Annotated in this window: 24 protein-coding genes and 2 pseudogenes; 15 read left to right on the top strand and 11 right to left on the bottom strand. The window is 60.3% G+C overall.

Going from position 1 to position 26,756, the window contains the following annotated elements; genetic code table 11:
• Positions 1-71 precede the first annotated feature (71 nt).
• The gene (locus ACIONG_RS05085) at positions 72-1,043 is read right to left on the bottom strand and encodes a LysR substrate-binding domain-containing protein (protein ID WP_401297154.1); all 972 of its coding nucleotides are present in this window, start codon (positions 1,041-1,043) and stop codon (positions 72-74) included.
• Between the two features lie 126 nt (positions 1,044-1,169).
• Here ACIONG_RS05085 and ACIONG_RS05090 point away from each other — a divergent pair, with 126 nt between their 5' ends.
• Complete coding sequence (locus tag ACIONG_RS05090) at positions 1,170-1,445, top strand: DUF2798 domain-containing protein (RefSeq protein ID WP_401297156.1); 276 nt, start codon at positions 1,170-1,172, stop codon at positions 1,443-1,445.
• A 21-nt stretch (positions 1,446-1,466) separates the two neighbouring features.
• Here ACIONG_RS05090 and ACIONG_RS05095 read toward each other — a convergent pair whose 3' ends face one another.
• Positions 1,467-2,237, bottom strand: coding sequence for an APH(3')-II family aminoglycoside O-phosphotransferase (locus ACIONG_RS05095; RefSeq protein WP_401297157.1), 771 nt, complete (start codon positions 2,235-2,237; stop codon positions 1,467-1,469).
• 198 nt (positions 2,238-2,435) lie between these two features.
• On the opposite strand from ACIONG_RS05095, the gene ACIONG_RS05100 reads away from it, so the two are divergent.
• Both ACIONG_RS05100 and ACIONG_RS05105 read left to right on the top strand, forming a co-directional pair.
• Positions 2,436-4,223 carry a thiamine pyrophosphate-requiring protein gene (locus ACIONG_RS05100; protein WP_401297159.1) on the top strand — a complete coding sequence of 596 codons (1,788 nt, stop codon included), beginning with the start codon at positions 2,436-2,438 and terminating at the stop codon, positions 4,221-4,223.
• Between the two features lie 119 nt (positions 4,224-4,342).
• Positions 4,343-5,092: a DUF72 domain-containing protein gene (locus ACIONG_RS05105; RefSeq protein ID WP_401297161.1), complete on the top strand. Its 750-nt coding sequence runs from the start codon at positions 4,343-4,345 to the stop codon at positions 5,090-5,092.
• On the opposite strand, the pseudogene ACIONG_RS05110 reads toward ACIONG_RS05105, so the two are convergent.
• Positions 5,058-5,335: pseudogene (locus ACIONG_RS05110) on the bottom strand (saccharopine dehydrogenase NADP-binding domain-containing protein); the annotation flags it as partial. The gene ACIONG_RS05105 and the pseudogene ACIONG_RS05110 overlap by 35 nt on opposite strands.
• Before the next feature lie 176 nt (positions 5,336-5,511).
• Here ACIONG_RS05110 and ACIONG_RS05115 point away from each other — a divergent pair.
• Entirely contained in the window at positions 5,512-5,898 is a 387-nt protein-coding gene (locus ACIONG_RS05115) for a DUF1801 domain-containing protein (RefSeq protein ID WP_401297163.1), read from the top strand.
• Between the two features lie 285 nt (positions 5,899-6,183).
• On the opposite strand, the gene ACIONG_RS05120 is transcribed toward ACIONG_RS05115, so the two are convergent.
• Positions 6,184-6,402, bottom strand: coding sequence for a hypothetical protein (locus tag ACIONG_RS05120; protein ID WP_103302295.1), 219 nt, complete (start codon positions 6,400-6,402; stop codon positions 6,184-6,186).
• Positions 6,403-6,576: 174 nt separating this feature from the next.
• Positions 6,577-8,256 (bottom strand): MFS transporter, encoded by a 1,680-nt coding sequence (locus tag ACIONG_RS05125; RefSeq protein WP_103302294.1) that lies wholly within the window; start codon positions 8,254-8,256, stop codon positions 6,577-6,579.
• A 262-nt stretch (positions 8,257-8,518) separates the two neighbouring features.
• Between ACIONG_RS05125 and ACIONG_RS05130 the strand changes: the two genes are divergently transcribed.
• Genes ACIONG_RS05130 through ACIONG_RS05145 form a run of 4 tightly spaced genes read left to right on the top strand, consistent with a single transcriptional unit; the run spans position 8,519 to position 14,784 of the window.
• Positions 8,519-9,640: an AAA family ATPase gene (locus ACIONG_RS05130; protein ID WP_401297166.1), complete on the top strand. Its 1,122-nt coding sequence runs from the start codon at positions 8,519-8,521 to the stop codon at positions 9,638-9,640.
• On the top strand, positions 9,637-10,071 hold the full coding sequence (locus tag ACIONG_RS05135) for a hypothetical protein (RefSeq protein WP_103302292.1): 435 nt from the start codon (positions 9,637-9,639) through the stop codon (positions 10,069-10,071). The genes ACIONG_RS05130 and ACIONG_RS05135 overlap by 4 nt, the downstream gene beginning before the upstream one ends.
• Positions 10,071-11,900 carry a hypothetical protein gene (locus tag ACIONG_RS05140; RefSeq protein WP_401297168.1) on the top strand — a complete coding sequence of 610 codons (1,830 nt, stop codon included), beginning with the start codon at positions 10,071-10,073 and terminating at the stop codon, positions 11,898-11,900. Before ACIONG_RS05135 ends, ACIONG_RS05140 begins: the two co-directional genes overlap by 1 nt.
• Entirely contained in the window at positions 11,893-14,784 is a 2,892-nt protein-coding gene (locus tag ACIONG_RS05145) for a bpX6 domain-containing protein (RefSeq protein WP_401297170.1), read from the top strand. The genes ACIONG_RS05140 and ACIONG_RS05145 overlap by 8 nt, the downstream gene beginning before the upstream one ends.
• Before the next feature lie 14 nt (positions 14,785-14,798).
• Here ACIONG_RS05145 and phnE read toward each other — a convergent pair whose 3' ends face one another.
• The 5 genes and pseudogenes from phnE to ACIONG_RS05170 all read right to left on the bottom strand — a co-directional run.
• The gene (phnE, locus tag ACIONG_RS05150; RefSeq protein WP_212809096.1) at positions 14,799-15,566 is read right to left on the bottom strand and encodes a phosphonate ABC transporter, permease protein PhnE; all 768 of its coding nucleotides are present in this window, start codon (positions 15,564-15,566) and stop codon (positions 14,799-14,801) included.
• Positions 15,563-16,387 carry an ABC transporter permease gene (locus ACIONG_RS05155; RefSeq protein ID WP_315447230.1) on the bottom strand — a complete coding sequence of 275 codons (825 nt, stop codon included), beginning with the start codon at positions 16,385-16,387 and terminating at the stop codon, positions 15,563-15,565. Before ACIONG_RS05155 ends, phnE begins: the two co-directional genes overlap by 4 nt.
• Complete coding sequence (locus ACIONG_RS05160; RefSeq protein ID WP_401297173.1) at positions 16,381-17,178, bottom strand: phosphonate ABC transporter ATP-binding protein; 798 nt, start codon at positions 17,176-17,178, stop codon at positions 16,381-16,383. The genes ACIONG_RS05155 and ACIONG_RS05160 overlap by 7 nt, the downstream gene beginning before the upstream one ends.
• Positions 17,175-18,038 (bottom strand): putative selenate ABC transporter substrate-binding protein, encoded by an 864-nt coding sequence (locus ACIONG_RS05165; RefSeq protein ID WP_103302286.1) that lies wholly within the window; start codon positions 18,036-18,038, stop codon positions 17,175-17,177. The genes ACIONG_RS05160 and ACIONG_RS05165 overlap by 4 nt, the downstream gene beginning before the upstream one ends.
• A 167-nt stretch (positions 18,039-18,205) precedes the next feature.
• Positions 18,206-18,307, bottom strand: a pseudogene (locus tag ACIONG_RS05170) (RidA family protein); the annotation flags it as partial.
• 170 nt (positions 18,308-18,477) lie between these two features.
• On the opposite strand from ACIONG_RS05170, the gene ACIONG_RS05175 reads away from it, so the two are divergent.
• The gene (locus tag ACIONG_RS05175; protein ID WP_212809092.1) at positions 18,478-19,638 is read left to right on the top strand and encodes a radical SAM/SPASM domain-containing protein; all 1,161 of its coding nucleotides are present in this window, start codon (positions 18,478-18,480) and stop codon (positions 19,636-19,638) included.
• 7 nt (positions 19,639-19,645) lie between these two features.
• Here ACIONG_RS05175 and ACIONG_RS05180 read toward each other — a convergent pair whose 3' ends face one another.
• The gene (locus ACIONG_RS05180; RefSeq protein WP_401297176.1) at positions 19,646-20,506 is read right to left on the bottom strand and encodes a LysR substrate-binding domain-containing protein; all 861 of its coding nucleotides are present in this window, start codon (positions 20,504-20,506) and stop codon (positions 19,646-19,648) included.
• Between the two features lie 113 nt (positions 20,507-20,619).
• Here ACIONG_RS05180 and ACIONG_RS05185 point away from each other — a divergent pair, with 113 nt between their 5' ends.
• From ACIONG_RS05185 to ACIONG_RS05210, 6 genes are all read left to right on the top strand, one after another.
• Positions 20,620-21,672, top strand: a complete 1,053-nt coding sequence (locus ACIONG_RS05185; protein ID WP_401297178.1) for an agmatine/peptidylarginine deiminase — start codon at positions 20,620-20,622, stop codon at positions 21,670-21,672.
• Between the two features lie 3 nt (positions 21,673-21,675).
• Complete coding sequence (gene aguB, locus ACIONG_RS05190; protein ID WP_401297180.1) at positions 21,676-22,584, top strand: N-carbamoylputrescine amidase; 909 nt, start codon at positions 21,676-21,678, stop codon at positions 22,582-22,584.
• 2 nt (positions 22,585-22,586) lie between these two features.
• Positions 22,587-23,690 (top strand): extracellular solute-binding protein, encoded by a 1,104-nt coding sequence (locus ACIONG_RS05195; RefSeq protein ID WP_401297182.1) that lies wholly within the window; start codon positions 22,587-22,589, stop codon positions 23,688-23,690.
• Between the two features lie 53 nt (positions 23,691-23,743).
• Positions 23,744-24,865 carry an agmatine/peptidylarginine deiminase gene (locus tag ACIONG_RS05200; RefSeq protein ID WP_401297184.1) on the top strand — a complete coding sequence of 374 codons (1,122 nt, stop codon included), beginning with the start codon at positions 23,744-23,746 and terminating at the stop codon, positions 24,863-24,865.
• A gap of 50 nt (positions 24,866-24,915) precedes the next feature.
• Positions 24,916-25,938 carry a GlxA family transcriptional regulator gene (locus ACIONG_RS05205; RefSeq protein ID WP_401297186.1) on the top strand — a complete coding sequence of 341 codons (1,023 nt, stop codon included), beginning with the start codon at positions 24,916-24,918 and terminating at the stop codon, positions 25,936-25,938.
• A 462-nt stretch (positions 25,939-26,400) separates the two neighbouring features.
• Positions 26,401-26,756, top strand: a 356-nt coding sequence (locus ACIONG_RS05210; RefSeq protein WP_401297188.1) for an Hcp family type VI secretion system effector, incomplete at its 3' end; no start/stop codon positions are given.

The raw sequence follows: 26,756 nt of genomic DNA on the forward strand, positions 1-26,756 counted from the left end.
CGAGCCCTCTGTATTTATCGAGGCCAGATGCACGGGAGGCCGGCCGGAGCCCTTGGCATAACGCGATGTGTTCACAGCAACTCCTTGTCAGTGGATGCTTGAAACGGTGCGGTCAAAGCATCTTCTTGCGGCCAACGCATCTTCAAGTGTTCGATCAGATAGTCCATGAATGCCTTGACCTTCGGTGTCATCGCCGCACGCTCCTGCACACAGGCATAAATGTCCATTCGCTCGACAAAGCCGTGACCTGCTCCGTCATGGTTCTGGAACAGCGACAGCAGTTGGCCACTTGCGATGTACGGTGCCGCCACGAACTCGGCCAGTCGCGTGATGCCCGCACCGTTGACCGCCATCTGCGCCAGTGCATCGATGTCATCGCTGATGGTCGTGGCATTGATATTGGCCTCGTAACTCTGGCCGTCTCGCGAGAAAGTCCAACGAAGAAAGCGCCCGTCCAATGGGTAACGGAACGCCAGGCACGCATGGTTTTGCAGATCGTCCGGCGATCGCGGCGTGCCTGCGCGCTCCAGATAGGCTGGGGCGGCGCACATGATGAAGGGCAGCGAAACGATCTTGCGCGCAACAATGCCATCTTCCAGTTGCGGTTTGATCCGCAGGCTCAAGTCGATGCCGTCCTGGATGTGATTGATCTTGCGGTTGGTGGTCGATAGCTCCAGCAGAAGGCGCGGGTGCAGCGCCGCGAACCCGGCGATCAAGGGCGCGAGCACATGCCGTCCGAAAGCAGAAGTGGAGGCAATGCTCAGCCGACCTTGCAGCTCGGTCTGTTCGTTGCTGATTGAACTTTGCGCCGACTCCAGATCTGCCGCGATGCGCTTGACCTTGTCGTAGTACACCGCGCCGTTTTCAGTCAGCGCCATGCTCCGCGTGGTGCGCTGCAGAAGTCTCACGCCGAGATGCGTCTCCAGCCGATTTATCGTCTGGCTCACCGCTGCCGCACTGACGCCCAGGGCTTTGGCGGCGCCGACAATGGAGCCCGATTCCACCACTTTGATAAAACTGGCAATTGCCGCTAAGAGATTCATCCATGGCCTGCCGATACGGTTTGATTCGTAAGTTGTGCTTTATAAAGTACCTACGATTAGCCGTCTAGTTGAGGGGAGTCGCGCTTGTTAAGGTGCCCGCTCCCAGTCAATGGATGGAAACGCCATATGAATCAAACAACCAGCACCGATGCTTTGATTGTCAGCCGTCGCAAGCTGTCACCGCGTGCCACGCCCTATGTGTTTGCCTTGTACATGGCGACGATCATGGCGTTTCTGATGTCACTGGTGATCACCGCCGCCAACTCCGGCATTGATAACGATTACCTGGGTAATGCGTTGCACGCGTACAAACTGGCGATGCCGGTGGCATTCCTGTGCATCCTTGTTGTTCGGCCCGTCGTGATCAAACTGGTGGCGTGGACGGTGCATCCGCATCGTTGAGTGCTGAACGCTTCCGGCGCCTCAGAAAAACTCGTCAAGCAACTGATAAAAGGCAATCCGTTGCAGATCAGGCTCTACGCCATAGGCCTCGAAAAACACTGGCACCCACTGCTCGCCGAGGTTGTAGGTAATGCTGTTGGCGGCCAACGCCAAGTCCTGATAACGGTCAGAGACGCCAAGTCGCCCGCAGTCGACAAACCCGCTGAACTTGCCATTGTCAGCGAGCAGGTTGGGCAGACACGCATCGCCGTGTGTCACCACCAGATCCTCGTGATCAGGACGGGCGGCAAGCATTTGCTGAAACACCTGTTCAGCACTGCGACCCAGACGTGAATCGTCGAAGTCCTCCTCATCAATCAAACCGGCCAGCAGATGCTCGCGGGCGAGGGCGATTTTTTCGTCGAGGCGGTGATCGAACGGGCAGCTGTCGATGGCGACTGCGTGCAGTGATCGCAAGGCTGTGGCCGCGAGCGTCACGATCTGCTCCGGTGCCAGATGCGCGCTGCTGGCCAGATCGCGACCGGGCACAGCCGTCATCAGCAACCAGTTGCGCTCATTTTCAGTGGTGGTGTCGAGCACCCGAGGCGCCGGGAGATCCTGCTCTGCCAGCCAGCGCAACCGCTGCACTTCACCGGGTAATTCGCCCCAGGTCATCACCTGTTCAGACTTCACAAACAGCGGCGCTGAACCCGCCGGCGTAATCCGCAGTACATCGGCGCGGGACTCACCGATGGTTTGTTGTTCGATCTGTGCGTCAGCGAATCGCGGGTGCCATATCGCGGGTAATTCCATGTCGATTCGTCCCTTGTAAATCTGTTGATGAGGCGCATTGTGCCGCGCCGGTGATTTTGCGCGCAAACACCGGGGCAGGGCGTTGCCTTGGCAAATCAATCGAAACTTCGTCGCCAGCCCGACTGTCCAGACCCTTACACCTCTCGGCGGATGCACTGCCGGGAATGCTCCATGCACCGGTGAAAGGCGAGGAACACGATGACGATGACAGTTGGAGATTTTCTGGTTGAGCGGCTCAGCCAATGGGGCGTCACGCGGATTTTTGGTTATCCGGGTGACGGCATCAATGGCGTGTTCGGCGCGCTCGACCGGGCCAAGGGAAAGATCGAATTCATTCAGGCGCGCCATGAAGAAATGGCCGCGTTCATGGCCTCGGCCCACGCCAAGTTCACCGGGGAGTTGGGTGTGTGCATCGCGACTTCAGGGCCGGGCGCATCGCACCTGATTACCGGGCTCTACGATGCGCGGATGGACCACATGCCGGTGCTGGCGATTGTCGGTCAGCAGGCGCGCACTGCACTAGGCAGCCACTACCAGCAGGAGCTGGATCTGGTCTCGATGTTCAAGGACGTCGCTGGCGCCTTTGTGCAGCAGGCTTCGGCACCGTCGCAAGTGCGCCACTTGCTCGACCGCGCGGTGCGCACGGCCGTCGGCGAACGCCGCGTCACGGCGATTATCCTGCCCAATGATTTGCAGGATCTTCCCTACGAAGCGCCGGCCCGCGCCCACGGCACCGCACATTCCGGTGTCGGGTACAGCAAGCCGAGAGTGCTGCCGTACGAGGCGGATTTGCAGCGTGCCGCCGAGGTTTTGAATGCCGGTGAAAAAGTCGCAATTCTGGTCGGTGCCGGTGCTCTGCAAGCCACGGATGAAGTGATCGCCGTCGCCGAAAAACTCGGCGCCGGAGTCGCCAAAGCCTTGCTCGGTAAAGCCGTGCTGCCCGACGATCTGCCGTGGGTCACCGGCAGCATCGGCCTGCTCGGCACCGAGCCCAGCTACAAACTGATGACCGAGTGCGACACGTTGCTGATGATCGGCTCGGGTTTCCCGTATTCGGAATTTTTGCCCAAGGAAGGTCAGGCGCGGGGCGTGCAGATCGACTTGCAGCCGGACATGCTCAGTCTGCGCTACCCGATGGAGGTCAATCTGCAGGGCGACGCGGCTGAAACACTCGCCGCGTTGCTGCCGCTGCTCGAACAGAAAACCTCGGGCAAATGGCGCAAGAAGGTCGAAGGCTGGCGCGGCACCTGGGAGAAAACCCTGGAAAAACGCGCCATGGCCAAGGCCAGACCGATCAATCCGCAACGGGTGGTGTACGAGTTGTCTCCGCGCCTGCCGGACGAGGCGATCATCACCAGCGATTCGGGTTCGTGCGCCAACTGGTATGCCCGCGACCTGAAAATCCGCCGTGGCATGAAGTGCTCGCTGTCCGGCGGTCTGGCCTCGATGGGCGCCGCGGTGCCGTATGCGATTGCGGCGAAATTCGCCTATCCCGAGCGTTCGGTGATTGCCCTGGTGGGCGACGGCGCCATGCAAATGAACAACATGGCCGAGCTGATCACCGTCGCCAAATATTGGCGGCAGTGGCAAAGCCCGAAATGGATCTGCGCGGTGTTCAACAACGAAGACCTCAATCAGGTCACCTGGGAGCAGCGGGTGATGGAGGGCGATCCCAAGTTCGAAGCGTCGCAGAGTATTCCGGATGTGCCGTATCACCTGTTCGCCATCTCCATCGGCCTCAAGGGTATTTTTGTTGATCGCGAAGAGGACGTCGCCGCGGCCTGGGAGCAGGCATTGACCTCGGACGTTCCGGTGCTGATCGAATTCAAGACCGATCCGGACGTGCCGCCGCTGCCACCGCACATCAAGCTTGAGCAGGCGAAGAAATTCGCCACGACCTTGCTCAAGGGCGATCCGGATGAGGCCGGGATCATCGTCCAAGCTGCCAAGCAAGTGCTGAGCTCGGTACTGCCCGGCAAAAAATAACCCGAATTTCCTCGCGAAACCTGTAGGAGTTGCCGACGGCTGCGATCTTTTGATCTTCAAAAACAACATCAAAAGATCGCAGCCTGCGGCAGCTCCTACATTGGAATGGAGGCAGGCAATTGATTTTCATCGGCTGTGCAGGCTGGAGTCTTGCGCGTGAACATTGGCCGGCATTCCCGGCTGACGGCACGCATTTGCAGCGCTATGCCGCGCAATTCAACAGCGTCGAAATCAACAGCTCGTTCTATCGCCCGCATCGCCGACAGACCTACGAACGTTGGGCGGATTCGGTGCCGGACGGTTTTACTTTTTCAGTGAAGATCCCCAAACACATCACCCATGAACTGCGCCTGATCGGCTGTGAGGCTGCGCTGGAAGAATTCCTTGGGCAATGCAGCGGATCAGGCGATCGCCTGGGCTGCCTGCTCGTGCAGTTACCGCCGTCGCTGGCGTTTGATGCGGCCGTTGCCGAAGGGTTTTTCAGCGCACTGCGCCAGCGTTTCTCCGGGCCTGTGGTGCTGGAGCCGCGCCACGAATCATGGGTCGGCGGCGAAGCGCTTTTGATCAAGTACCAAATCAGCCAAGCGGCGGTAGACCCCTCGCGTATCAGCAATGACGCTTCACCGAGAGGCTGGCAGGGCACGAAGTATTGGCGCTTGCACGGTTCGCCGCGCATCTACCACAGCGCCTACGATTTGCCGTACCTGCAACAAATTGCGCGAGCGTTGCAGATCGCCTCAGAGGAGGGCGCCGCAACCTGGTGCATCTTCGACAACACCGCCAGCGGCGCCGCGATCGGCAACGCGTTGAGCCTGGCCAAAGCGCTGCTTATTCCGGCGCCAGATCGCCGTACCAGTACGTCGCTGTAACGCCGCCATCCATCAGGAAATCGCTGCCGGTGACCAACGCCTGAATGGATTCGCGAGAGCCCACTTCAACCACGCAGGTGGTCACTTTGAACCGGGATCAAGCAGGACGCGGGCAGCAGCGTCAGCATTGTCCTGCTTCAAATCCGCCAGCACGACGTGTTTGCCGACACTGACGCGACGGGCAACGGCCTGGCCGATCGAACCGGCGCCAATGACGACAATAACGTTGGTCGGGGTGGGCATGGCGTCTCTCCTCAAAGTGATGCGCCAACCTATATAGCGGGTGTTCGCTCAACAATACGGTGATTGCTGCATAAGCTGATGAGCGAGGCTCATGAATGCGCGCTGTCGCGTGGTAACTCGACCACTGTCTGATCACCGTCTAGAGTTTTTGCACCCGAAGACGTTGAGGACACGTCATGAAGAACGAAGAAGCAATCGCAGCATCAGTGCAGATTGATCAGCGCATCAAGGACCTGAGTGACTGGCGCGGTGAAACCCTGGCACAGATCCGCGCGATCATGCACAAGGCTGACCCCAAGATAGTCGAAGAGTGGAAATGGCGCGTGCCGACGTGGTCGCATGGCGGAATTATCTGCACCGGTGAGACTTACAAGGCAGTGGTGAAAATGACTTTTGCCAAAGGTGCGTCGTTGGAAGATCCGACGGGATTGTTCAATTCAAGCCTTGAAGGCAATACGCGACGGGCGATTGATGTGCATGAGGGCGAGGAGATTGATGAAAAGGCCTTGGTGGCACTGATTCGAGAGGCGGTGAAACTGAATACGTCGAAGCCCTCACCCTAACCCTCTCCCAGAGGGAGAGGGGACTGATCGCGTTGTTCTTTCGTGATACACCGACCTGAACTGTCGCGCCGAACTCAGGTTTGATCCCACTAGAGATCGGCTCACTTTCCCCTCTCCTAGATTGAGAGGGGACTGACCATGGTGTTCTTTCGATTCGAGGTACCCGAACTGAGCTTTAGAGTCGAACTCAGGTTCTGAACTGTACTCGGTCGGCTCCCTTTCCCCCTCGCCCCCTTGGGGGAGAGGGCTGGGGTGAGGGGTTGAATCCAACAATCACCATAAATCTCAATTCCCATCCGCAACCTTGCGCTCAATCTCATCGACCTTGCGTTGCAGCTCTTCAGCATCCTGCTCTTTGACGCGGGTGGAGGAAGGCGTGATGACCTCGTCCACAGCACGGGTGTCATCGTCCCGATCCTGCAAATCGCGCTCGACCACGTTCACGGGTTTGCCCGATGTATCGGTAGGTGGGGCGTTCGGGGTTTTGTCGTCGTTGCTGTTCATATCGTTGACCTCCATGGGTGTAAACATTGGAGGTAGCACTGCGACGAGCGTTCGATTTTTTTTCGACTGCGAACCGACGGTGAAAACGCCAGTTCCGCGTTAACACCAACCCCCTGTGGGAGCGAGCAAGCCCACTCCCACAGGTTGACCGCATTCCAGCGGCCTGAGGTCAGGTCAATCCTTGAGGATGTCGCGATCCTTGGTTTCCGGCAGGAAGAACGTGCCGAGTATCGCCGTCATCACCGCAATCACGATCGGGTACCACAGCCCGTAGTAGATATCCCCGGTGGCCGCGACCATCGCGAATGCCACCGTCGGCAGGAAACCGCCAAACCAGCCGTTGCCGATGTGATAGGGCAGTGACATTGAGGTGTAGCGGATGCGGGTCGGGAACAGCTCGACCAGCCACGCCGCAATGGGCCCGTACACCATGGTCACGTAGATCACCAGGATGGTCAGCAGGAGCAACACCATCGGATAGTTGGTTTTTGCTGGGTCAGCCTTTTCCGGATAACCCGCTTCTTTCAGTGCAGTGCCAAGGGTTGCGGTGAAGGCGTCGTTGCGGGTCTTGAAGTCGGCGGCGGGCAGGGCGCTGCCCTCGAAGCTCTCGACGACTTTGTCACCGATGCGCACTTGCGCGACGGTGCCCGGTTCGGCGATCACGTTCTCATAAGGGATCGCCCGTTTCGCCAGCAGGGTCTTGGCCAGGTCGCAGGAACTGGTGAATTTGGCCTTGCCCACCGGGTCGAACTGGAACGAACACTGATCGGGATTGGCGATCACCTTGACCGGGTTTTTCTCCTGGGCGATGAACACGTCGGGGTTCCCGTACTGGGTCAACGCATGGAAGATCGGAAAGTAGGTCAGCGCCGCCAGCATGCACCCGACCATGATGATCGGCTTGCGCCCGATGCGGTCGGAGAGGCTGCCGAAGATCACGAAGAACGGCGTACCGATCAGCAGCGAACCGGCGATCAGCAGGTTGGCGGTCTGCGGGTCGATTTTCAGCGTCTGCAACAGGAAAAACAGCGCGTAGAACTGCCCGGTGTACCAGACCACTGCTTGCCCGGCCGTACCGCCAAGCAGCGACATGATCACCACTTTGAGGTTGTCCCAGCGGGCGAAGGATTCGGTCAGCGGCGCCTTCGACGCCTTGCCTTCGGCCTTCATTTTCTGGAACACCGGCGACTCGCTCAGTTGCAGGCGGATGTACACCGAGACGATCAGCAGCAGGATCGACAGCAGAAACGGAATCCGCCAACCCCAGGCTTCGAACGCTTCGGTACCCAGCGCGGTGCGGCAAGCGAGGATCACCAGCAGCGACAGAAACAGCCCAAGGGTCGCGGTGGTTTGAATCCATGAGGTGAAGAAACCGCGTTTATTGCGTGGCGCATGTTCAGCGACGTAAGTGGCCGCGCCGCCATATTCACCGCCCAGTGCCAGACCTTGCAGCAAGCGCAGGGTGATCAGAATGACCGGCGCGGCGACACCGATGGTCGCGTAGCCGGGCAGCAAACCGACGATCGCCGTGGAGACACCCATGATCACGATGGTGATCAGGAACGTGTGCTTGCGCCCGATCATGTCGCCGAGCCGGCCAAACACGATCGCGCCGAACGGCCGCACCGCGAACCCCGCTGCAAACGCCAACAGGGCAAAAATGAACGCGGTGGTTTCGTTGACGCCGGCGAAGAAGTGCTTGGCGATGATCGCCGCCAGTGAGCCGTAGAGGTAAAAGTCGTACCACTCGAACACCGTGCCGAGGGACGAAGCGAAGATGACCTTGCGCTCCTCCTTGGTGATGCCGCCGCTGCGGGGTGGACTGCCGGTGGATGCTGTGTCGATTGTAGCCATGGGTGCTCTCCGTCGTGCTTATTGTCGTAGGCCGGAGTCCCCCGATACCGCTATCGCACTCTGGCCTTGTGGCGTATGCCGCATTGCTCTCGCGTGAAACCTGCACAGTCTGACGGCCGCGCATTGCTGCACGGTTTCCTGAAGCATAATCAGCTTCTGGCAGATATCCACTCGCCAAAGGCGTCGATTAAAGATCAACTGCCGGCGGCCGATAGCAGCCGATCAGCCACCCATCAAAAAACCACTTTCAGGGAAGATGTCCATGAACGCTTCATTGCAGAGCGCTGCCGCGCAAATCCGTCAGGCCGTGCGGGTCGCCACCGAGGGGCTGGTGGGGCGCGAGCAATTGGCCGAGCTGATTGTGCTGGCCGCTGTAGCGCAGGAGCACATTCTGGTCATCGGCCCACCCGGTACGGCGAAAAGTGCGGTGGTGCGGCGCGTGGCGCAATCGATCGGCGGGCGCTATTTCGAATACCTGCTGGGGCGTTTCACCGAACCCTCGGAGCTGTTTGGCGCAGTCGACCTGAAAAAGCTGCGCGAAGGCACGGTGGAAACCGACGTCAGCGGCATGCTGCCGGAAGCCGATATCGTCTTTCTCGACGAGGTTTTCCTCGGTTCGACGGCGATCCTCAATACTTTGCTCGGCGTGCTCAACGAACGCCGCTTCCGCCGTGGCCACACGCAGATCCAGTGCCCGTTGCGGGTGTGTGTCGGCGCCTCCAATGGTCTGCCGGATGATGAAGCGTTGGCGGCATTCGGTGACCGCTTCCTGCTGCACCTGTTTGTCGAATCGGTGCCAGACAATCAGCTCGAAGCGATGCTCGCCGGTGGCTGGCAGTCCGAGCAGCGCCCGGTGCAGCAACTGCTGGGCCTGAGCCAACTCGACACCCTCGGCCAGGCTTTGAAAAACGTCGATCTGACTGCCTTGCGCCCGGCACTGGCTCAGGCCATTCGGCGTCTGCGCGAGGCCGGCATTCAATTGTCGGATCGGCGCATCGTCAAATCCCAGCGCCTGATCGCCGCAGCGGCGTTGCTTGGCGGGCGACTTGAAGCCAGCGAGGCGGACCTGTGGCCGCTGCTGTATGTACTGCCGACCAAGGAAACCCAACAACATGGCCGCGAAGTGCTGCGCGAGATCTTCGCGCAGTCGAGCAACAGCCATTTGTTCAGCGCGGTGGAAGAGGCGACCTTGCAACCGCTGTCGCGGCTCAGTCGCTTGCTGGAAACCGGCGAGGAGTATCTGGCGCGCAGTGAGCCACCGGCCAGTGCCTTGCTTGAAGGCCTGCTGCGTGAGATTGATGCCAACTTCAATGATCAGACCATTCCGTCGTCGTTGCAGGACGTGCGCGGTCAAGTGGCGCGTCTGCTGACGTCTGCGGCATGACGATCAAACCGCTGAGTTGGGCCTGGCAGTCACGGCAGACTCCGGTCGAGCCCCAGGCCGCCGTGGCGTGGGGCGACGTAGCACGGCGTTTGCACGCACGCTTGTTGCTGATCCCCGAGGAACAGGCCGGGCGCCTGCAGGCCACGGCCAATCGCGACGTATTGGTGGTGACCGGTGTCGCGGCGGATCTGCCGTGGGTCGACGGCGTGGCGTATGCGGCGATGGACGAACGTGCACCGGGACTGTGGCTGCCGACCAGTTGGGAGCCCGACCGCCCGACAGACCTGCTGGGGCAGGCGCTGTCCAGCCGATTCGCCCGGGCGCCGCTGCTGCTCTGGCGCGAGCCCGCCGCCGTGGTGCCGCTGGATCGTTTGTTGCCGGTGACGACGCAGCATTTGCAGCGCATTGGCGCTTACTGGGCGGGCCGCTGATGCAATTACCTGAATCGCTGCAACCCTGGCGCGACTGGCTGCAATGGTTTGCTCCGGAACAACTTCCGCTGTTTGCCGACCTGTTCGGGCGTCTGGATCCGCTGCTCGGTCCGCTGCGCGGCAAACAGCAGGGCGGCGTGCCCGAGCCCGATGGCTTGGCCGATCTGCAACGTCGTGGCCCTTATGAGCGGTTGTTGTCGAGTGAATGGCTGTTGGCCGACGAAGTACCTGATGAGTTTCTGCGCCGGGCTGTGGTGGGCGAGCATCTGTTTCTCGCGCCGCAATACCGCTCGCATCAGGCCAGTCGCTTGATGGTCGTATTGTTCGATGCCGGGCCATTGCAACTGGGCGCTGCGCGTCTGGTGCACATGGCCTTGCTGATCCTCCTTGCACGTCGCGCCAAAGACGCCGGCGCCGAGCTGCGCTGGGGCATTTTGCAGCAGGCGCCGCAGCTGCATGCGCTCGACAGCGCTGCACAGCTCAAACGCTTGCTCAGCGCCCGTACCTTTAAAACCGTTGACGCCGGGCACTGGCAGGCCTGGCGTGACGGCTTGAATGCGCAACCGGAACCCGTCGGCGAATGCTGGCTGGTGGGGCAGCGCTTGCCCGCGACCGAAGGCCTGTCCTGCAGCCATCGCGTGCAGGTCTCGCGCAGCCTCGACGGACGCAGTCTGTCGGTCGATCTGCAAGCAGCCGGGACTCGGCGCGTGACCTTGCCGATGCCCGATGAGCGCCTGGCCTTGCAGTTGCTCAAAGGCCATTTCGAAGGTGAAGTGGTCGCAGCCGCACCGACCGCGAAGGGCCGCGTCCCGCGAGTGTCGCTGACCTTGCAGCCGGTGATTTCCAGCGCGGGTACGCATGTCGCCCTGAAACTGCTCGGTGAGCCCGGCATGGTGGTGATCAAGCTACCGGTGCACAACCAGAAGAAACCCCTCGAAATCCGCAAAAGTCTATGGTCTGCGCAGCAAACGGCACTGGCGGCGACCTTCAACGGCAAGGCCTTGGGCGCCGTTTTGAGTGATCAGTGGCAATTGACGTTCTGGAGCATGCCCGGGCTGAAACCGGTCGACAAACCGGGCCTTGAAGAACTCAAGCTGCCGCCGGGCACCGCTTCGCTCCTGCCGGTAGCCGGGTTGCGCAATAAGTCGACGGGCCGATTGTTTCTGCTCGACGGCCAGGGTCATCTGGCGTTCTGGGTAGTGGAAACCGGCCGTACGCCGGCCAAACCCAAAACCCGGCGCACCCACCGCTTAGCGGCGGACGTGTTGAGCATGGCCAAGGTTGACAATGACGTCGTGGTGTATGCACGTCGTGAGGGTGATCGATTGCACACGCACTCGGTCAACGCTGACGGCGATGTCACGGCGGCGCATGTGGTGGGTCTCGCCAATCAAGTCGATCAGGTGCTGTTCGCCGCCAGTCCTTTATGGCGCAGGGGCTTTGGCGGTTGCGCGGTGCTGAGGATAAGCGACGGGTGCGAGAGTTGGGGCGTGGTGTCAGCCAAGGGCGCGGCCTCGGAAATCGAACGCATCGTGCTGGCTCCCGGCTGGAAGGGCATCGGCCTGCTGCAAGAGGACAACGAGCGTTATTCACTGTTGTTGCTTGCCCCCAACCAGCACGCTATCGCTGTGTACTGCGAAGGCGGTCAGCGCGTGTTGTTTACCACCGCCGCCCCCATCGTCAAATACAGCTTTTGCCCGCTGAGCGGCGTGATCGCCGTGCTGACCAAGGCCCGCGAACTGCTGGTGTACGCGGTCCCGCAACGCCTCCTGCGTTTGCAGATCATTTGTAATGAACATCCGGAAAACAAGGACGGCAGCGATGCTTGAGCATAACGCAGCGTTGATCCGCCGCCCGCTGTTGACCGGTCATCAACACATTGAAGGCCTGTGGTTCGCCGCCGAGCGTTTCAGCGAGGCCGAACGCGTCCGGCAGCTCCTCGAACACTGGCAAACCGAGGCCCGGGCCTACCGTTTCGCCGACGGCGATTTGTTGCGCTTTCGCCAGCCCATCGCCGTGCAATGCGAGGCATTGACCGGTTGGCCGCTGATTCGCCAAGGCAACACACTGTGTTCGGCGCTGCTCGATCCGCAGGAGATGCGCAGCCTGCCGGCCGCCGATATCTGGCTGGTGCGCGGCAGTCACGTCAGTGCCCAATATTTGCGCGATGCCGAGGCCCTGGCACCGGGTGACTGGCTTGATATCAATGGCCTCACTTTGCTCGACACCTATGACTGCCGAAACGTGCTGCCGGAGCCAGTGCTTGAACCCGTGGCCGTGGTCACCGACGTTCGGGAAATTCTCGGCGACGCGTTGCGTCCGGTCAGTCCCGAGCAGGAACAGGTCATGCAGGCCTTGCTTGATCGCCAGCAAAAAGCTGCGAAAGGGCCGGTCTATCAAGCCGTCACGGCGAAAGAAACCGGCTGGACGCAATCGGCCGATACGCCTTTGCCGTGGCTGAAGCTCAGCGTGACCCTGGTGATTCTGATAGCGATTTTCTGGATGGGGTCGCAGGGGCAAAATCCTGGCCTGCAAGGCTTGCCGGCGAAGACAGCGACGCCGGTATCGGTGCAAATCAGCGGCATCGTGGTCGGCACATTGATCGGTGGTATTGCCCTGACCTTGATATTGGCCGGGTTGCGCCACGTGTTGCGCCGGCCGGTGCCGGTGCAGCCTGCGGCACCCCGCGCCGCCGAACCAGGTATTGAACCCCGCGCCACACCGGCCAAAGCCAAGCCCTCGCGCTGGCGGCGCTGGGTGACACGCCTGACTGAAAATTCGCGCCTCTCGGCCCTGTATGGCAAGCGCCAAGCCGCTTACATGCGGCGCATGCTCGAGATGTTCGAGGACGGCGATTTCGCAGAGGCGCTGCGTCACGCGATTCCATTGGGCAGCGAGCAAAGCAGCGGCGAGCAATCGTTCGGTACGCCGCAGCGACGTCAGGATCTGATGATCGACCACAGCCGTGGGCCCACGCGCTCGATCCGGTTCGAACACGACATGGAAGCGCATCTGCGGCAGGTCTACCGGCAGACCTTTGAGCGCCTTGATCGCGCGGGCCGCATTGAAGAAGCCGTCTTCGTGCTCGCCGAACTGCTCAAGGTGCGTCAGGAGTCGCTCGACTATCTGGAGAAGCACGGCCGCTTGCAACAAGCCGCCGACCTCGCGCTGGCCTGGGATATGCCATCCGCGATGATCGTACGGTTGTTGTGTCTGGCCGATAACTGGCAGCGCGCCTTGCTGGTCGCCCGACGTGACAATGCGTTTGCCGCCGCCGTGACATTGCTGCAAGGCAAGTGGCCAGAGAGCGCCGACCGTTTGCGTCTGGAATGGGCCGAATCGCTGACCCGCAAGGGCCTCTGGCTGCAAGCCGTCGAAGTGATTTGGCCACTGAGCGCGGAGCGTAAACGCGCCGCCCAGTGGCTGCTGGATGCCGAAGCGGCGGGAGGCGCGCTGGCGTTGGGCGCATTGGTCAAACGGGCCGCGCTGTTGCCCGATACCTTGCAGGCGTATGCCGAGTGGGTCGAGCAACTGCGCGATGATCCGGCGCGCCACGCCGAGCGCGCGGCATTGGCCGAGATTTTGTTGCAGCACAAGACGCACGTGAATGCACTGGCATGGCTGGCCGGTGCCATCGTGCACGCGGTGCTGGCCGACCAGATCGACGGCCATGGGCGCTTGTCGCATCAGCAATTGCAGGCACTGGTCAGCATGAGCAAGGACAAGTTGTTGCAGGCCGATCTGCCGGGGGCGTTGCCGACCCTCGCCGCAAGCGTCCCGCTGTCGAAGGTGAGTGAGCCACTTGAATGGACAGCCCCGTTAATGGGCAACCGCAAGATTCTCGACGCGGTGCCGTTGGAGGAGGGGCGTTACTTACTCGCGTTGGGCGAGGCGGGAGCTGTGGTCATCGATGCGCACGGCCAGACCCTGTGTCATTTTTCGGTGCCGGCACACAACATCGTGCTGGCCCATGACCGTCAGGTCGTGCTGGTGCTGGCCCGCCGCGATGATGTCTGGCGCATCAGCAAACTCGATCTGGTCACGCGCAGCGGGACGGACCTGGGCGTGCAAATGTTCGATGTGTTCGCCCGGTCATTCGACGGTTTGACCTGGACCCTCGGCCGGGGGCGGCAGGTGCGGGTGGTGGATGTCGACCATGGATTCGAAACGCTGTGGCATGTCAGCGATTTGCCGGCTCACGTCGGTGGCCTGAACGATGACGCGCACAACGAATATCTGTGGTTGAACGCTGGGGAGAAAGGTACGTACCTGTGGCATTACCGATTGCCCGAGCGTCGGTTGATGAGCCGGGATTTACTGCCGCACATGCCCGCGGACAATTTCCGGCTGCTCGACGCCGATGGCCGAGTGATCGAGGCACATCTTAATGTTGCCGGGAATGTTCTTGAGCTGGCGTGGCCTGACGGGCGCAAGAACTATCGCTTGCCCGGGCTGGACCTTTATGAAATCGATCTGATGGATGCTTACTTGCAGGGCCAATGGCTGGTCATCAGATACCTGACCGTCGATCAGGATATGCGCTGGCACTTCATCCACCTTCCTGGCGACCGTCTCTGCGCCACTCTGCAATGGCCTGTGCAAGGTGTGAAGATGCGTTGTGTCGGCGCCGATTACTTGCTGTTCGATCTCCACGGGCGTTTGAGCCATATCAACGTCGACACCGCCACTCAACACAACATTTCACTGAACTGATCCGGCCCGGCCGCCTACGCTTTGACCCAGCGCTGGCGGCTCCACGCACTCAACCAGTCGACCGCAAACACCAGCACCAGCATCGCCAGGATCACCGTGCTCGCCTGTGCTTCCTGAAACAGGCTCAGGCTCACATACAACATTTGCCCAAGTCCGCCAGCACCGACGAATCCCAATACGCTGGCCATGCGGATGTTGTTTTCCCAGCGATACAGAACGTAGGCGAGCAGTTGCGGGGCAAGGTTGGGCAGGGTGCCGTAGCAGAACGCGAGCATCGGGTTGCCGCCCTGCAAGCGGATCGCCTCGGCCGGTTGCGGCGGTGTGTTTTCCAGCGCTTCGGCGAACAACCGGCCAAGCACGCCAGTGGTATGCAGGGCGAGGGCGAGGGTGCCGGCGTTGGGGCCGAGGCCAGCGGCGAGCACCATCAGCGCCGCCCAGACCAGTTCCGGAATCGCCCGCAAACCATTGAGCAACAGGCGCGCAGCACTGCGCAACGGCCAGCCGAAACGCCCGGCGGCGGGCAGGGCGAGGACGATGCCGAACAGCGCTGCGAGCAATGTGCCCAGCGCTGACATGGCTAACGTTTCCAGCGAACCGTGGAAAATCGCTTTCAGGTAATCGGCGCTCAAGTCCGGGCTGAGAAACCGCTGCACATACGCGCCCATCTGCTTCAGGCTGGTGGCGCTGCCCAACTCGCCCAGATCGAGGCTCAGATAAGCGAACGAAGCAACAACCGCCAAAGCAATGCCGGCGATCAGCAACAGATTGATCAGACGATTCATGCCAGCCTCCAGCGCAGCAGACGGCTGAGTTGATCGGCCACCAATACCAACAGCAGGAAAGTCAGCAGAATGCTCGCCACTTCACCGCCGGCAAACATGCGGATCGACAGATCGATTTGCTGGCCGAGGCCACCAGCACCGACAAAGCCCATCACCACCGAAGCGCGGATCGCACACTCCCAGCGATAGACTGTGTACGACAGCAGTTCTGCGGCGACGTTGGGCAGGATGCCGTAAGCAAAACTGGCCAGCCGACCACTGCCCGATTGCAACAGTGCATGCGCTGGACGCTGGTCGGTGGATTCGAAAATTTCCGCGTAGACCTTGCCGAGCATGCCGCTGTAAGTGATGGCAATCGCCAGCACACCCGCCGCCGGCCCGAGGCCTACCGCGCGCACGAACAACAGCGCCCAGACGATCTCCGGCACGCTGCGCAGGAAAATCAACAAACCGCGCACCGGCCAGCGCAACAAGCGGCCGAGGCGGCTCGGCACCCCGCCGCGTGAAGCTGCGGACAGCGACAAGGCACGGCTCGCCAACAGGCCGGCGGGAACGGCCAACAGCAGCGCCAACGCCATGCCAGCGGTGGCGATTGCCAAAGTCTGCAAGGTGGCTTTGAACAGCAACTGCAGGAAAGCTTCATCGTGCGCAGGCGGCCAGAATTGCGCGACAAACCGGCCCATTTCATTCTGGCTGTCGGGCAGCAATACGCGCAGATCCAGTTCGCTGAGCTGGATTCCCGGCCACAGTAAAGCAATCGCCAACAGCGTCAGCAGCAAACGTGGCCAGGCGGCGGGATCGCGTGAATCGGCTCTCAGCATCGTGGGATCTGCACAGTCAAAGGCGCGAGCGCAACGGCTGGCGATTGCAGTTGTTCGTTGGCGTACAGCGCGTCGAGCATCGCTCGGCTGACTTGATCGGCAGGGCTGTCGAAGAGGATCTGCCCGTCACGCAAGCCGATGATGCGCGGGAAGTGCGACAGCGCCAGATCTACCGCGTGCAGGCTCGCCACCAGCGTGACGTTGTGTTCGCGGGCATGGCGCGACAGGATCGACAGGGTGTGCCCGGCCATCACCGGGTCCATCGCTGATACCGGCTCATCCGCCAGCAGAATTTCCGGCGCCTGATAAAGCACACGCGCAATGCCGACTCGCTGCAACTGACCGCCGGACAATTGCTGGCAATGGGCGAACAGTTTGTCGCCGAGGTCCAGACGCGCCAACGCCGCACGGGCACCGGGCACGTCCAGCGGATGCAGCAGGTTCAGCAGACTTTTGCCCAGACTCCATTGCCCGAGTTTGCCGGCCAGCACCGCCGTTACCACGCGCTGACGCAACGGCAGGGGCGGCGCCTGGTGCACCAGGCCGATCCGCGCACGCAGGCGTTGCCGCTTTTGAGCCGACAAGTGCCAGGCGCGCTCGCCCAGCACTTCCATCTCACCGCTGCTCGGCCGCAGAGCGGTGGCCAGCAGATTGAGCAATGTCGATTTACCGGCCCCGGACGGGCCGATGATAGCGACCTGTTCGCCAACGCCAATCTGCAAGTCGATACCGCGAAGCGCATCGACCCCATTGGCGTGGCGCAGGCTGCATTGGTTAAGGCGAAGCGTCATTTCAGCAGGTCGGCAGCGCGGGCGGCTTCCTCGATGCCCTTGTAGTTGTCAGGCTTGGTGTCGATGAAGCGGGTTGCCGCTTGCAGATCGAGGATCTTCTTCTGCTCGGGGTTGGCCGGGTCGAGATCGAGGAAGGCTTTTTTGATCTTCGCCGCCAGTGCCGGATCGAGCGTGCCACGCACCGTCCAGTTGTAATCGAAGTAGGGCGGGGTGGTGGCGAAGACTTTGACCTTGTTGGTGTCGACCTTGCCGGCATCCACCAGTTTCTGCCAGACACTGGCGTTCAACACACCGGCATCGACCTTGCCGGCCTGCACCCAGGCCACGGTGGCGTCATGGGCGCCGGAGTAGGCGACGCGGCTGAAATACGCTTCAGGCTTGATGCCGTCATTTTTCAGCATGAAATAACGCGGCATCAGGCTGCCGGAAGTCGAGGAGACGGAACCAAAGGCGAAGGTCTTGCCTTTCAGGTCGGCAAGGCTTTTGACATTAGGGTCGGCGGTGATGAACTTGCTGGTGAACTGCGCATCCTGTTCACGCTGCACCAGCGGAATCACCGGGGTGGTGGCGTCAGTCTTCAAGCGTGCCTGAACAAAGGTGAAACCGCCCAGCCAGGCCATGTCGAGACGGTCGGTGGCCAGCGCTTCAACCACTGCCGGATAATCGGCCACCGGCACGAATTGCACTTTCATGCCCAATTGCTGCTCCAGATAAGCACCCAACGGCTCGAACTTGCGCAGCAATTCGGTCGGGGCTTCATCGGGAATTGCGCTGACTTTCAACACGTCAGCGGCGTGCGTCACCAGTGCGGATAGAGACAGGGCCAGACCGGCCGTCAGTGCCAGGGTTCGCTTGAGCATGGAGATCTCCGTTTCATGAGCGTCAATGTCGGTGCGCCTGTGCTGAGCAATCGGCGCAGGCGCAAAGTCAGGGTAGACGAAACGGCGAGGTTATACGCAGCCGGTGGCTCAAAGACCAGCTACGACGGCCGGTGATGTTTTACGCCACGTTTCTCCTGCGGGAGAGCTCAGTGTGTTTCGGGGACCCTGGCTATCACCTTGATCTCGAAATCGAAGCCGTACAACCACGTCACGCCGACGGTGGTTACGGTCGGATGTGGCGCAGCGCCTCAGAACTCCGAGAGCAGTGTTTATCGATTGGGTGGTGAAGTTAATGGCGTAGAGAGTGACTGGTGCAGTTTTTGCTAGCTCGCTCCGAAGCCGTCAAATAACCAACACTGCTGGCGTCCCGCAGACCTGAGGCGTTGACCAGAAAAGCTCTGGGTTCAAGGAATTTCACATGAATATGTACATCGATATCGTCGGCGCCTGCAATCTGAGCTGCCCCTCTTGTCCGATGGGTAACTCGGAAAACCTCAACTACAAAAAAGCCATGCAGCTCGACATGTTCCGGGCGATCGTCGAGAAAGCCAAGCGTGAAGGCGTCAGCTCTATCTTTCTCTACAACTGGACTGAGCCTCTGGTGCATCCAAAGATCGGCGAGTTCATCGAGATCATCAATGCGGCGGGCATCAACAGTGGCGTCAGCACTAACCTGAACCTGGCCAAAAACATGGAAAAAGCCTTGTTGGCCGAGCCGGGTTTCTTTCGGATCTCGCTTTCAGGGTTTTACCAGGAGACCTACTCGAAGGGGCATGTCGGGGGGGATATCGAAGTTGTAAAACAGAACATGATCACCCTCAGTGAACTCGTGCAGCAGCATGGTCTGAATACCCGGATCGACGTTTATTACCATCGTTATCTGGACAACCTCGAAGAAGAAATGCTGATGCGCGAGTTCAGTGAGCGTCTCGGCTTCACATTCGGCACGGGTTATTCCGTGATGATGCCGCTGGAAAAAGTGCTGGCCATTGTCGAACACGATCCTTCGGTGACTGAAACCGACCACGAGACCCTGAAAAGGCTGGCATTGCCGCCTTACGATGATCTGGTCAATGTTGTGCAGAACTTCCACAAACAAGCGTGCACGCTCAAGGACAATTGGCTGGTGATCGACTGCAACGGCAATACAGTGCTGTGTTGCACGATCTTCAATCAAAGCGAATACCAGGTCGGCAAGTATCTCGACATCGCTGTCGACGAGTTGATGCAGCGTAAAAACACCCAGAAAAACTGCGTCGACATGTGCGATCGGTGCGTCAACAAAGGGATGCACATCTACGCGATGTATCCCGGCAAGGGCGCGCTTGAAAGTCATGCGATCAATCGCATGATCGATTTCCAGCAGCGCAGCATTGCGGGTTTGCCGATTGATAGCGAACAACTTGGCCGGGCCGGTGAAGTCAGTGCCGAAAACTTCGATGAAGCCCGATACCTTCAATTGAATGACGACGTCCGACAGGCCGTTCACAACGGCTCCTTCTCCAGTGGCTATCAGCACTACGTGCTGTTTGGACGCCTGGAAGAAAGAGTCGGTGCCGGTGCCTTTTCAGTCGTTTGATCGCAAGTCAGGCTGACTGCAGATGATCCGATAGCCACGCGGTAAAACGCTGGGCCATCGGGTCATTTTCACTGTCACGGTGAGTCAGCAGTGCCCAGTTAGGCCCGCGAATGGTGTCCTCGACCAAGGGCTGCAACACGCCGTCAGCCCTTGCCTGCCGGCTGAGCAACTGACTCACCAGCGCGATACCGAGACCTGAACAAGCGGCATCGAGCAGCAATCCCGGATCGGAAAAATTCAGGCCCTGATCCTGCTGGCCGACATCGATTCCGGCCTCTACTGCCCAATGGCTCCAGTCCATTTCCCGCTCACCATGCAATGTGGTGCGTTGCGCGGCAGGCAGCTCCAACACGCTTGGATGGCACGCCGGATAAAGACGATCGGCATACAGCACTTTGAAGCTGCACTCCGCCTGCGAACTGATGTCGTCGCGCACCGCCAGATCGATGGTCTGCGTGGTCATGTCCGGCACTTCATCGGTACTGAAGATCCACAGATCGACCTGCGGATGCTCCCGGCGAAACGCCCCCAGTCGCGGCAACAGCCAATGCCGGGCGAACGCCGGTGTGGTGTTGAGCACCAGTTGATTGGGCTTCTGATACTGCCCGAGACGACGAATCCCGACCGCCAGTTGCTGCAGCATCGCCTGCGTGGTGCTGAGCAAATCATTGCCGGCATCGGTGAGCGCCACGCTGCGACCGTTGCGGAAAAACAGCGGTTGTTCCAGATACGTCTCCAGGCTGCGGATCTGCTGGCTGATCGCCGACTGCGTGAGGTGCAACTCGTCGGCAGCCTTGTGAAAACTGCCCAGCCGGGCGGCGGCTTCAAAGCCGCGCAGCGAGCTGAGTGGGGGCCAGTGCTTGAGCATGATCGATAAGTTCCTCTAATCAGTTGTGCGCTAAATCCATCGTTTGTTCGCTGTTTTTATGGACCGTAGCATAGGTGCCATTGAACACAACAGCTTAACTGACGAGGCTTATCATGCAGCACGACAACATTAAAAACAGCGGTTGGATGATGCCGGCCGAATGGGTGGCGCACGCGGCGACGTGGATGGTCTGGCCACATAACGAGGCCCTTTGGCAATCCGCTTGGGGTGTGACCTTGCCGCTGGTACAGCAGGATTTTGCCGGCGTGGCCAATGCCATCGCCCGCTTCGAACGGGTAAAAATGGTCGTCGATCCCTCGGCTATCGCCAGCGCCAAAGCCCTGTGCGGGCCGAACGTCGAGTTGATCCCGTTGGCGGTCAACGACAGCTGGTTCCGTGATTCCGGTCCAAGCTTTGTCTGCCATGCGCAACTTGGGCTTGCCGGAGTCAGCTGGCGCTTCAATGCCTGGGGCGGCAAGTCGGCGCATGATCTGGATGAAAGCGTGGCGCGTCGTGCGCTCAATCACTTGGGCCTGGAATGCTTCGGCACGCCGCTGAGCAACGAAGGCGGGGCGATTCATGTCGACGGCGAAGGCACGCTGATCACCACCGAATCGGTGCTGCTCAACCCCAATCGCAACCCGGGCATGAGCAAAGCCGAGATGGAAGAAATCTTCAGCCGCCTGCTCGGCGTGAAGAAAACCATCTGGCTGCCGGGCGATCCGGATTACGTCACTGGCGACGTCACGGATGGCCACGTCGATGGCGTGTGCGCCTTCGCTCGTCCGGGTGTGCTGCTGGTGGATGCGACCCATGACCAAAGCTCGGTGTATGCCGAAGTGGCTCGGGAAAACCGTCGCGCGCTGGAACTGGCGACCGACGCCCAGGGCCGTAAATTCGAGCTGATCGAACTGTTCGAAGCCTCCGAGGCGGTCGACACCGAGGCCGAAGTGTTTTGCGCCTCTTACACCAATTTCTACATCGCCAACGGCGCGATCATCATGCCGGCCTACGGTATCGAGGCCGACCACGTTGCGGCGAAAGTACTGAAGCAAGCCTTCCCCGGTCGTGAAGTGGTGCCGGTGCGGATCAATAATCTGGCCCATGGCGGCGGCGGTGTGCATTGCATTACCCAACAGCAGCCAGCCTGGCCTCTGGAGGGTTGAGCGATGACGCTACTGACCATCGCCACCACCCAGATGTCGTGCACCTGGGACTTACCCGGCAACCTCGATCAGGCTGAACGTCTGGTGCGGGAAGCTGCGGGGAAGGGCGCGCAAGTCATCCTGCTGCAGGAACTGTTCGCCACGCCGTACTTCTGCATCGAACAAAGCCATAAGCACATGGCGCTGGCCGAGGAGTATCGCGACAGCCGCGTGCTGGCTCGTTTCGCCGCGCTGGCCCGTGAGCTGGGTGTGGTGCTGCCGCTGAGCTGGTTCGAGAAGGCCGGCAATGCCTACTTCAATTCGCTGAGCGTGGCCGATGCTGACGGGCGTCTGCTGGGTGTGTATCGCAAGACCCACATCCCCAACGCCATTGGCTATCAGGAAAAGGAATACTTCAGCCCCGGCGACACCGGTTTCAAAGTCTGGGACACCGCGTTTGGCCTCCTCGGCGTCGGCATCTGTTGGGATCAGTGGTTCCCGGAAACGGCGCGGTGCCTGGCGTTGATGGGTGCGGAAGTCTTGCTCTACCCGACGGCTATCGGCTCTGAACCGGGCTGCGCGACGCTGGATTCCCGCGACCATTGGCAGATGACCATGCGCGGCCACGCCGCCGCCAACTTGCTGCCGGTGGTGGCATCGAATCGAGTTGGCCGAGAAGTCGCGACGACCGATCCGAGCCTGCAAATGAGCTTCTACGGCTCATCGTTCATCAGCGATCACAAGGGCCAATTGTTCGCCACAGCCGACCGCGACAGCACCGGCGTGCTGCTGCACAGCGTCGATCTGGCCGCGATGCGCGAAGAGCGTTTGAACTGGGGCATCTACCGCGATCGTCGCCCGGACATGTACGGGCCGCTGCTGAGTCAGGACGGTCGGCACCTCCATGCACGCTGGAACACTCAAGGGGTTTGATTATGGTTACCCACCACAAACGCTGGCTCGGCGCGATAGGCCTGGCACTGACCTGCTTCATGCCGTCACTGCATGCCGAAGACAAGACCCTGCGGCTGTACAACTGGGCCGATTATTTCGCCGAAGACACCCTGAGCCGTTTCACCGCCGAAACCGGGATCAAGGTGATCTACGACGTTCTCGATGGCAGCGAAACGCTAGAGGCGAAGATGCTGTCCGGCGGCAGCGGTTACGACCTGATCTTCCCCGGCGACACCGTGGCCGAGCGCCTCGTGCGCGCCGGCAGCCTGATGCCGCTGGATCAAGCGAAGCTGACGGCAATGGATGACATCGAGCCCGGTTTGCAGAAACTGCGCAGCCACTACGAGCACTCGCAAAAAGCCACGGTGCCGTACACCTGGGGCACCATCGGCCTGACCTACAACGAGGAGCAGATCGAACAGCGCATGGCCGATGCGCCGGTCAACAGTCTGGACATGCTGTTCAAACCGGAACTGGCGGCCAAATTCGCCAACTGCGGTATCTCGGTGATCGACTCGCCGGACGAAGTGCTCGCCGTCGTACTCAATTACCTCGGCCGCGATCCGCGCAGCGCCAAACCGGCGGATCTGGCGGCAGCGAGTGATTTGCTGATGAAACTGCGGCCTTACATTCGCAAGTTCCAGTCGCAACCGGTGACCGATCTGGTCAATGGCAATCTGTGCCTGTCCCTCGGTTACAGCGGCGATATGACCCAGGCGCAACGCACCTCGGACAGCGCCGGCAAGCACACCAAATTCCAGTACCGAGTGCCGCGTGAAGGCACGACGATCTGGATGGACACCATGGCCATTCCCGTCGACGCCCGACACCCGGAATACGCCTACGCGTTCATCAACTTCGTCATGCGCCCGCAGAACATGGCCGCGATCAGCAACGCCACCGGCTACCCGACCTCCAGCGCCAAGGCGCGGGCGGGGGTCGATGCGGTGATGCGCGACAACCCGGACATCTACCTCGACGAAGCGACCTATGCGCGGTTGATTACCGGCAAGGACATTTCCCAGGCCGACATGCGTGCGCGTATGCGCACCTGGACCAAATTCAAAACCGCCACCCGCCAATGATTCACGGCCGGCGAGCAAGCGCCGGCCTTCACCGATATTCAGGAAACGTGCACATGACGACTCGTCGCGATTTCATCAAACAGGCCTCGGTGGTTGCCGGTGTCAGTGCAGTAGTGATGGGCCTCGGCCTGTCGCCACGCACCGTACTCGCGGCTGCGCAGGGCCGCTGGTTCATGCCCGACGAGGGTGACAAACACGAGCGCGCCTACATCGCCTTCGGCGCGCAAGATGCCATCTGGGAAGACTTCACCGAAGACGTCCAGGAAGCCCTCGGCCGCGTCGCCCGCGCCATCGCCCGGTTTGAACCGGTCACCGTGTTCTGCCGCAAGAACGAGCGCAGCCTCGCCGAAGAATTCTGCGGCACACGCAACATCACTTATGTCACCGCTGCACTCGATGACATCTGGATGCGCGACATCAGCGCCAATTTCGTCATCGACGACAAGGGCGGGCTCGGTGCCGTGGATTTCAACTTCAGCGGCTGGGGCAACAAACAGCAGCACAGCAAAGACGCGAAAGTCGCCCGACTTGTGGCCGACGATGCGCAAGCGACCTATCAGCGCAGCGAACTGGTGGGCGAGGGCGGCGGCATCGAAGTCGATGGCCACGGCACCGGGATCATGACCGAGAGCAGCTGGCTCAACAGCAACCGCAACCCGGACTGGAGCAAGGCTGACGTCGAGGCTGAATTGAAGGAACGTCTGGGCCTGCGCAAAATCATCTGGCTGCCGGGGATCAAGAATAAAGACATCACCGATGCCCACGTCGATTTCTATGCGCGCTTTATAAAGCCCGGCGTGGTGCTCGCCAACCTCGACAGCGACCCTGAGTCCTACGATCACAAGGTCACGCTGGCGCACCTGGAAATTCTCAAGAACGCCACCGATGCCGACGGGCGTAAATTGCAGATCCACACGATTTCGCCGCCACTGAAGCCGCGCAAGAGCAAGTTCAACAAGGACAACGCTGACTTTGCCGCCGGGTACATCAATTACTTCGTGATCAATGGCGCGATCATCGCTCCGGAATTCGGCGACAAAGCGGCGGACAAAAAGGCGTTTGACCTGTTGTCCGAGCTGTATCCGCAGCGTGAAATTGTCCAACTCAACATCGATGCAATCGCGGCTGGAGGCGGCGGAATTCACTGCGTGACCAGCCATCAACCGCAGGCGTGATTGACTCTTTGTTCGATCAGGCCAACTATCGGCGGATAACAACATGACCGATGGACCCGACCTTGATCGAACGACGCCAATTCAGCGGAGGCATGAAGGGGAAAAACCTCCGCTATCTGAATGAGCAATCCGCTGACGCCCGCATGACCCGCACCGGTTTTCTGCTGCTCGAACACTTTTCGCTGCCGGCCTTTACCCAGGCGCTGGACACGATCATCACCGCCAATCTGTTGCGTGCAGAGCTGTTTGCTTCTCGTACGTTTGGCTTGGGCGAAGGTGAGGTGATCAGTGATCTGGGCTTGGTCATTCGCCCGGATGCGCGGATTGATCTTGCGGCATTGGATGATCTGGATTTGCTGGTGGTGTGCGGTGGTTATCGCACTGAGCTGAAGGCATCTGATGAGTTGTCCAGCCTGTTGCGGGCGGCGGCGGAGCGGGGCGTTTCCCTCGCCGGTTTGTGGAACGGCGCGTGGTTTCTCGGACGCGCCGGATTGCTTGACGGTTACCGCTGCGCGATTCACCCGGAACATCGCCCGGCCCTGACTGAAATTGCCAAGTCCACTCAGGTCAGCAGCGAGCCTTACGTGATCGATCGCGACCGGCTCACGGCCTCGAGTCCGTCCGGGGCGTTCCACATGGCGCTCGACTGGATCAAGAGCTTGCACGGCAAGGCGTTGGTCGAAGGTATCGAAGACATTCTGGCGTTTGAAGAGTCGCGGTATCGGCGGATCAAACCGGATGAAAACATCTGCGTCAGTGCGCCGTTGCGTGAAGTGGTGAAGTTGATGGATGCCAACCTTGAGGAGCCGCTGGAGCTGGAGCAACTGGCGGTTTACGCCGGCCGATCCCGCCGGCAGTTGGAGCGTCTGTTCAAGGAGCAACTCGGCACTACACCGCAGCGCTATTACCTGGAGCTGCGCATCACCGAAGCGCGGCGGTTGTTGCAGCACACTGAGCTGTCACAGGTGGAAGTCCTTGTCGCTTGCGGCTTCGTTTCACCAAGCCATTTCAGCAAATGCTATAGCTCGTATTTCGGCTACCGACCCTCCAAAGAAAAACGACTAGTCAAATAACACCAGCCGTTTTTTCTAACCTGAGTTCCACCCGATATCACACGTCGGCGTACCTCCCCCATACACCACGGTCAGTCCCCTCTCCCTCTGGGAGAGGGCTAGGGTGAGGGGCTCTCCATTACGCACCACAGAATTCAGGCTCAACCAAATAGTGGCCTCACACCAATGTGCGCAACTTCTTGCGCACTCGAATGTGGATAACCATGTGGACACATCTCTACAGGCCGCGTAATCCGTTCTGTACAGACGAGTGCGCAACTTCTTGCACACCACTGCGCAAGAAGTTGCGCACTTTTCTTTGTTTATCTTGGTTTAAACGACGTAGGAATGCGCTGGGTCCAGCTCAAAACATTGATCCGAAAGGGGTTCGAAATATCTGGCATGAAGTTTGATAGCTCATCGCCACTCTGACCGGCAATGGTGCCTGTCGAGTAAGTCCTTTTGAGCAAGGAGAGCACCCCCATGGCAACACCAGCGTACATGTCGGTTACCGGCGAAAAACAAGGCCTGATCACTGCCGGCGCCTTCACCGCCGACTCCGTTGGCAACACCTACCAGGAAGGTCATGAAGACCAGGTCATGGTTCAGGCATTCACCCACGACGTGATCATCCCGCGTGACCCGCAATCCGGTCAGCCAACCGGTCAACGCGTACACAAGCCTGTTGTGATCACCAAGGTCTACGACAAGGCTTCGCCTCTGCTGCAAGCCGCTCTGACCTCGGGCGAGCGCATGAGCGAAATCGTTATCCAGTGGTACCGCACTTCGGCTCAAGGCACCCAAGAGCACTACTACACCACCAAACTGGAAGTCGCGAT

Source organism: Pseudomonas sp. NPDC087817, from assembly GCF_044742875.1.
GTDB lineage: Bacteria > Pseudomonadota > Gammaproteobacteria > Pseudomonadales > Pseudomonadaceae > Aquipseudomonas.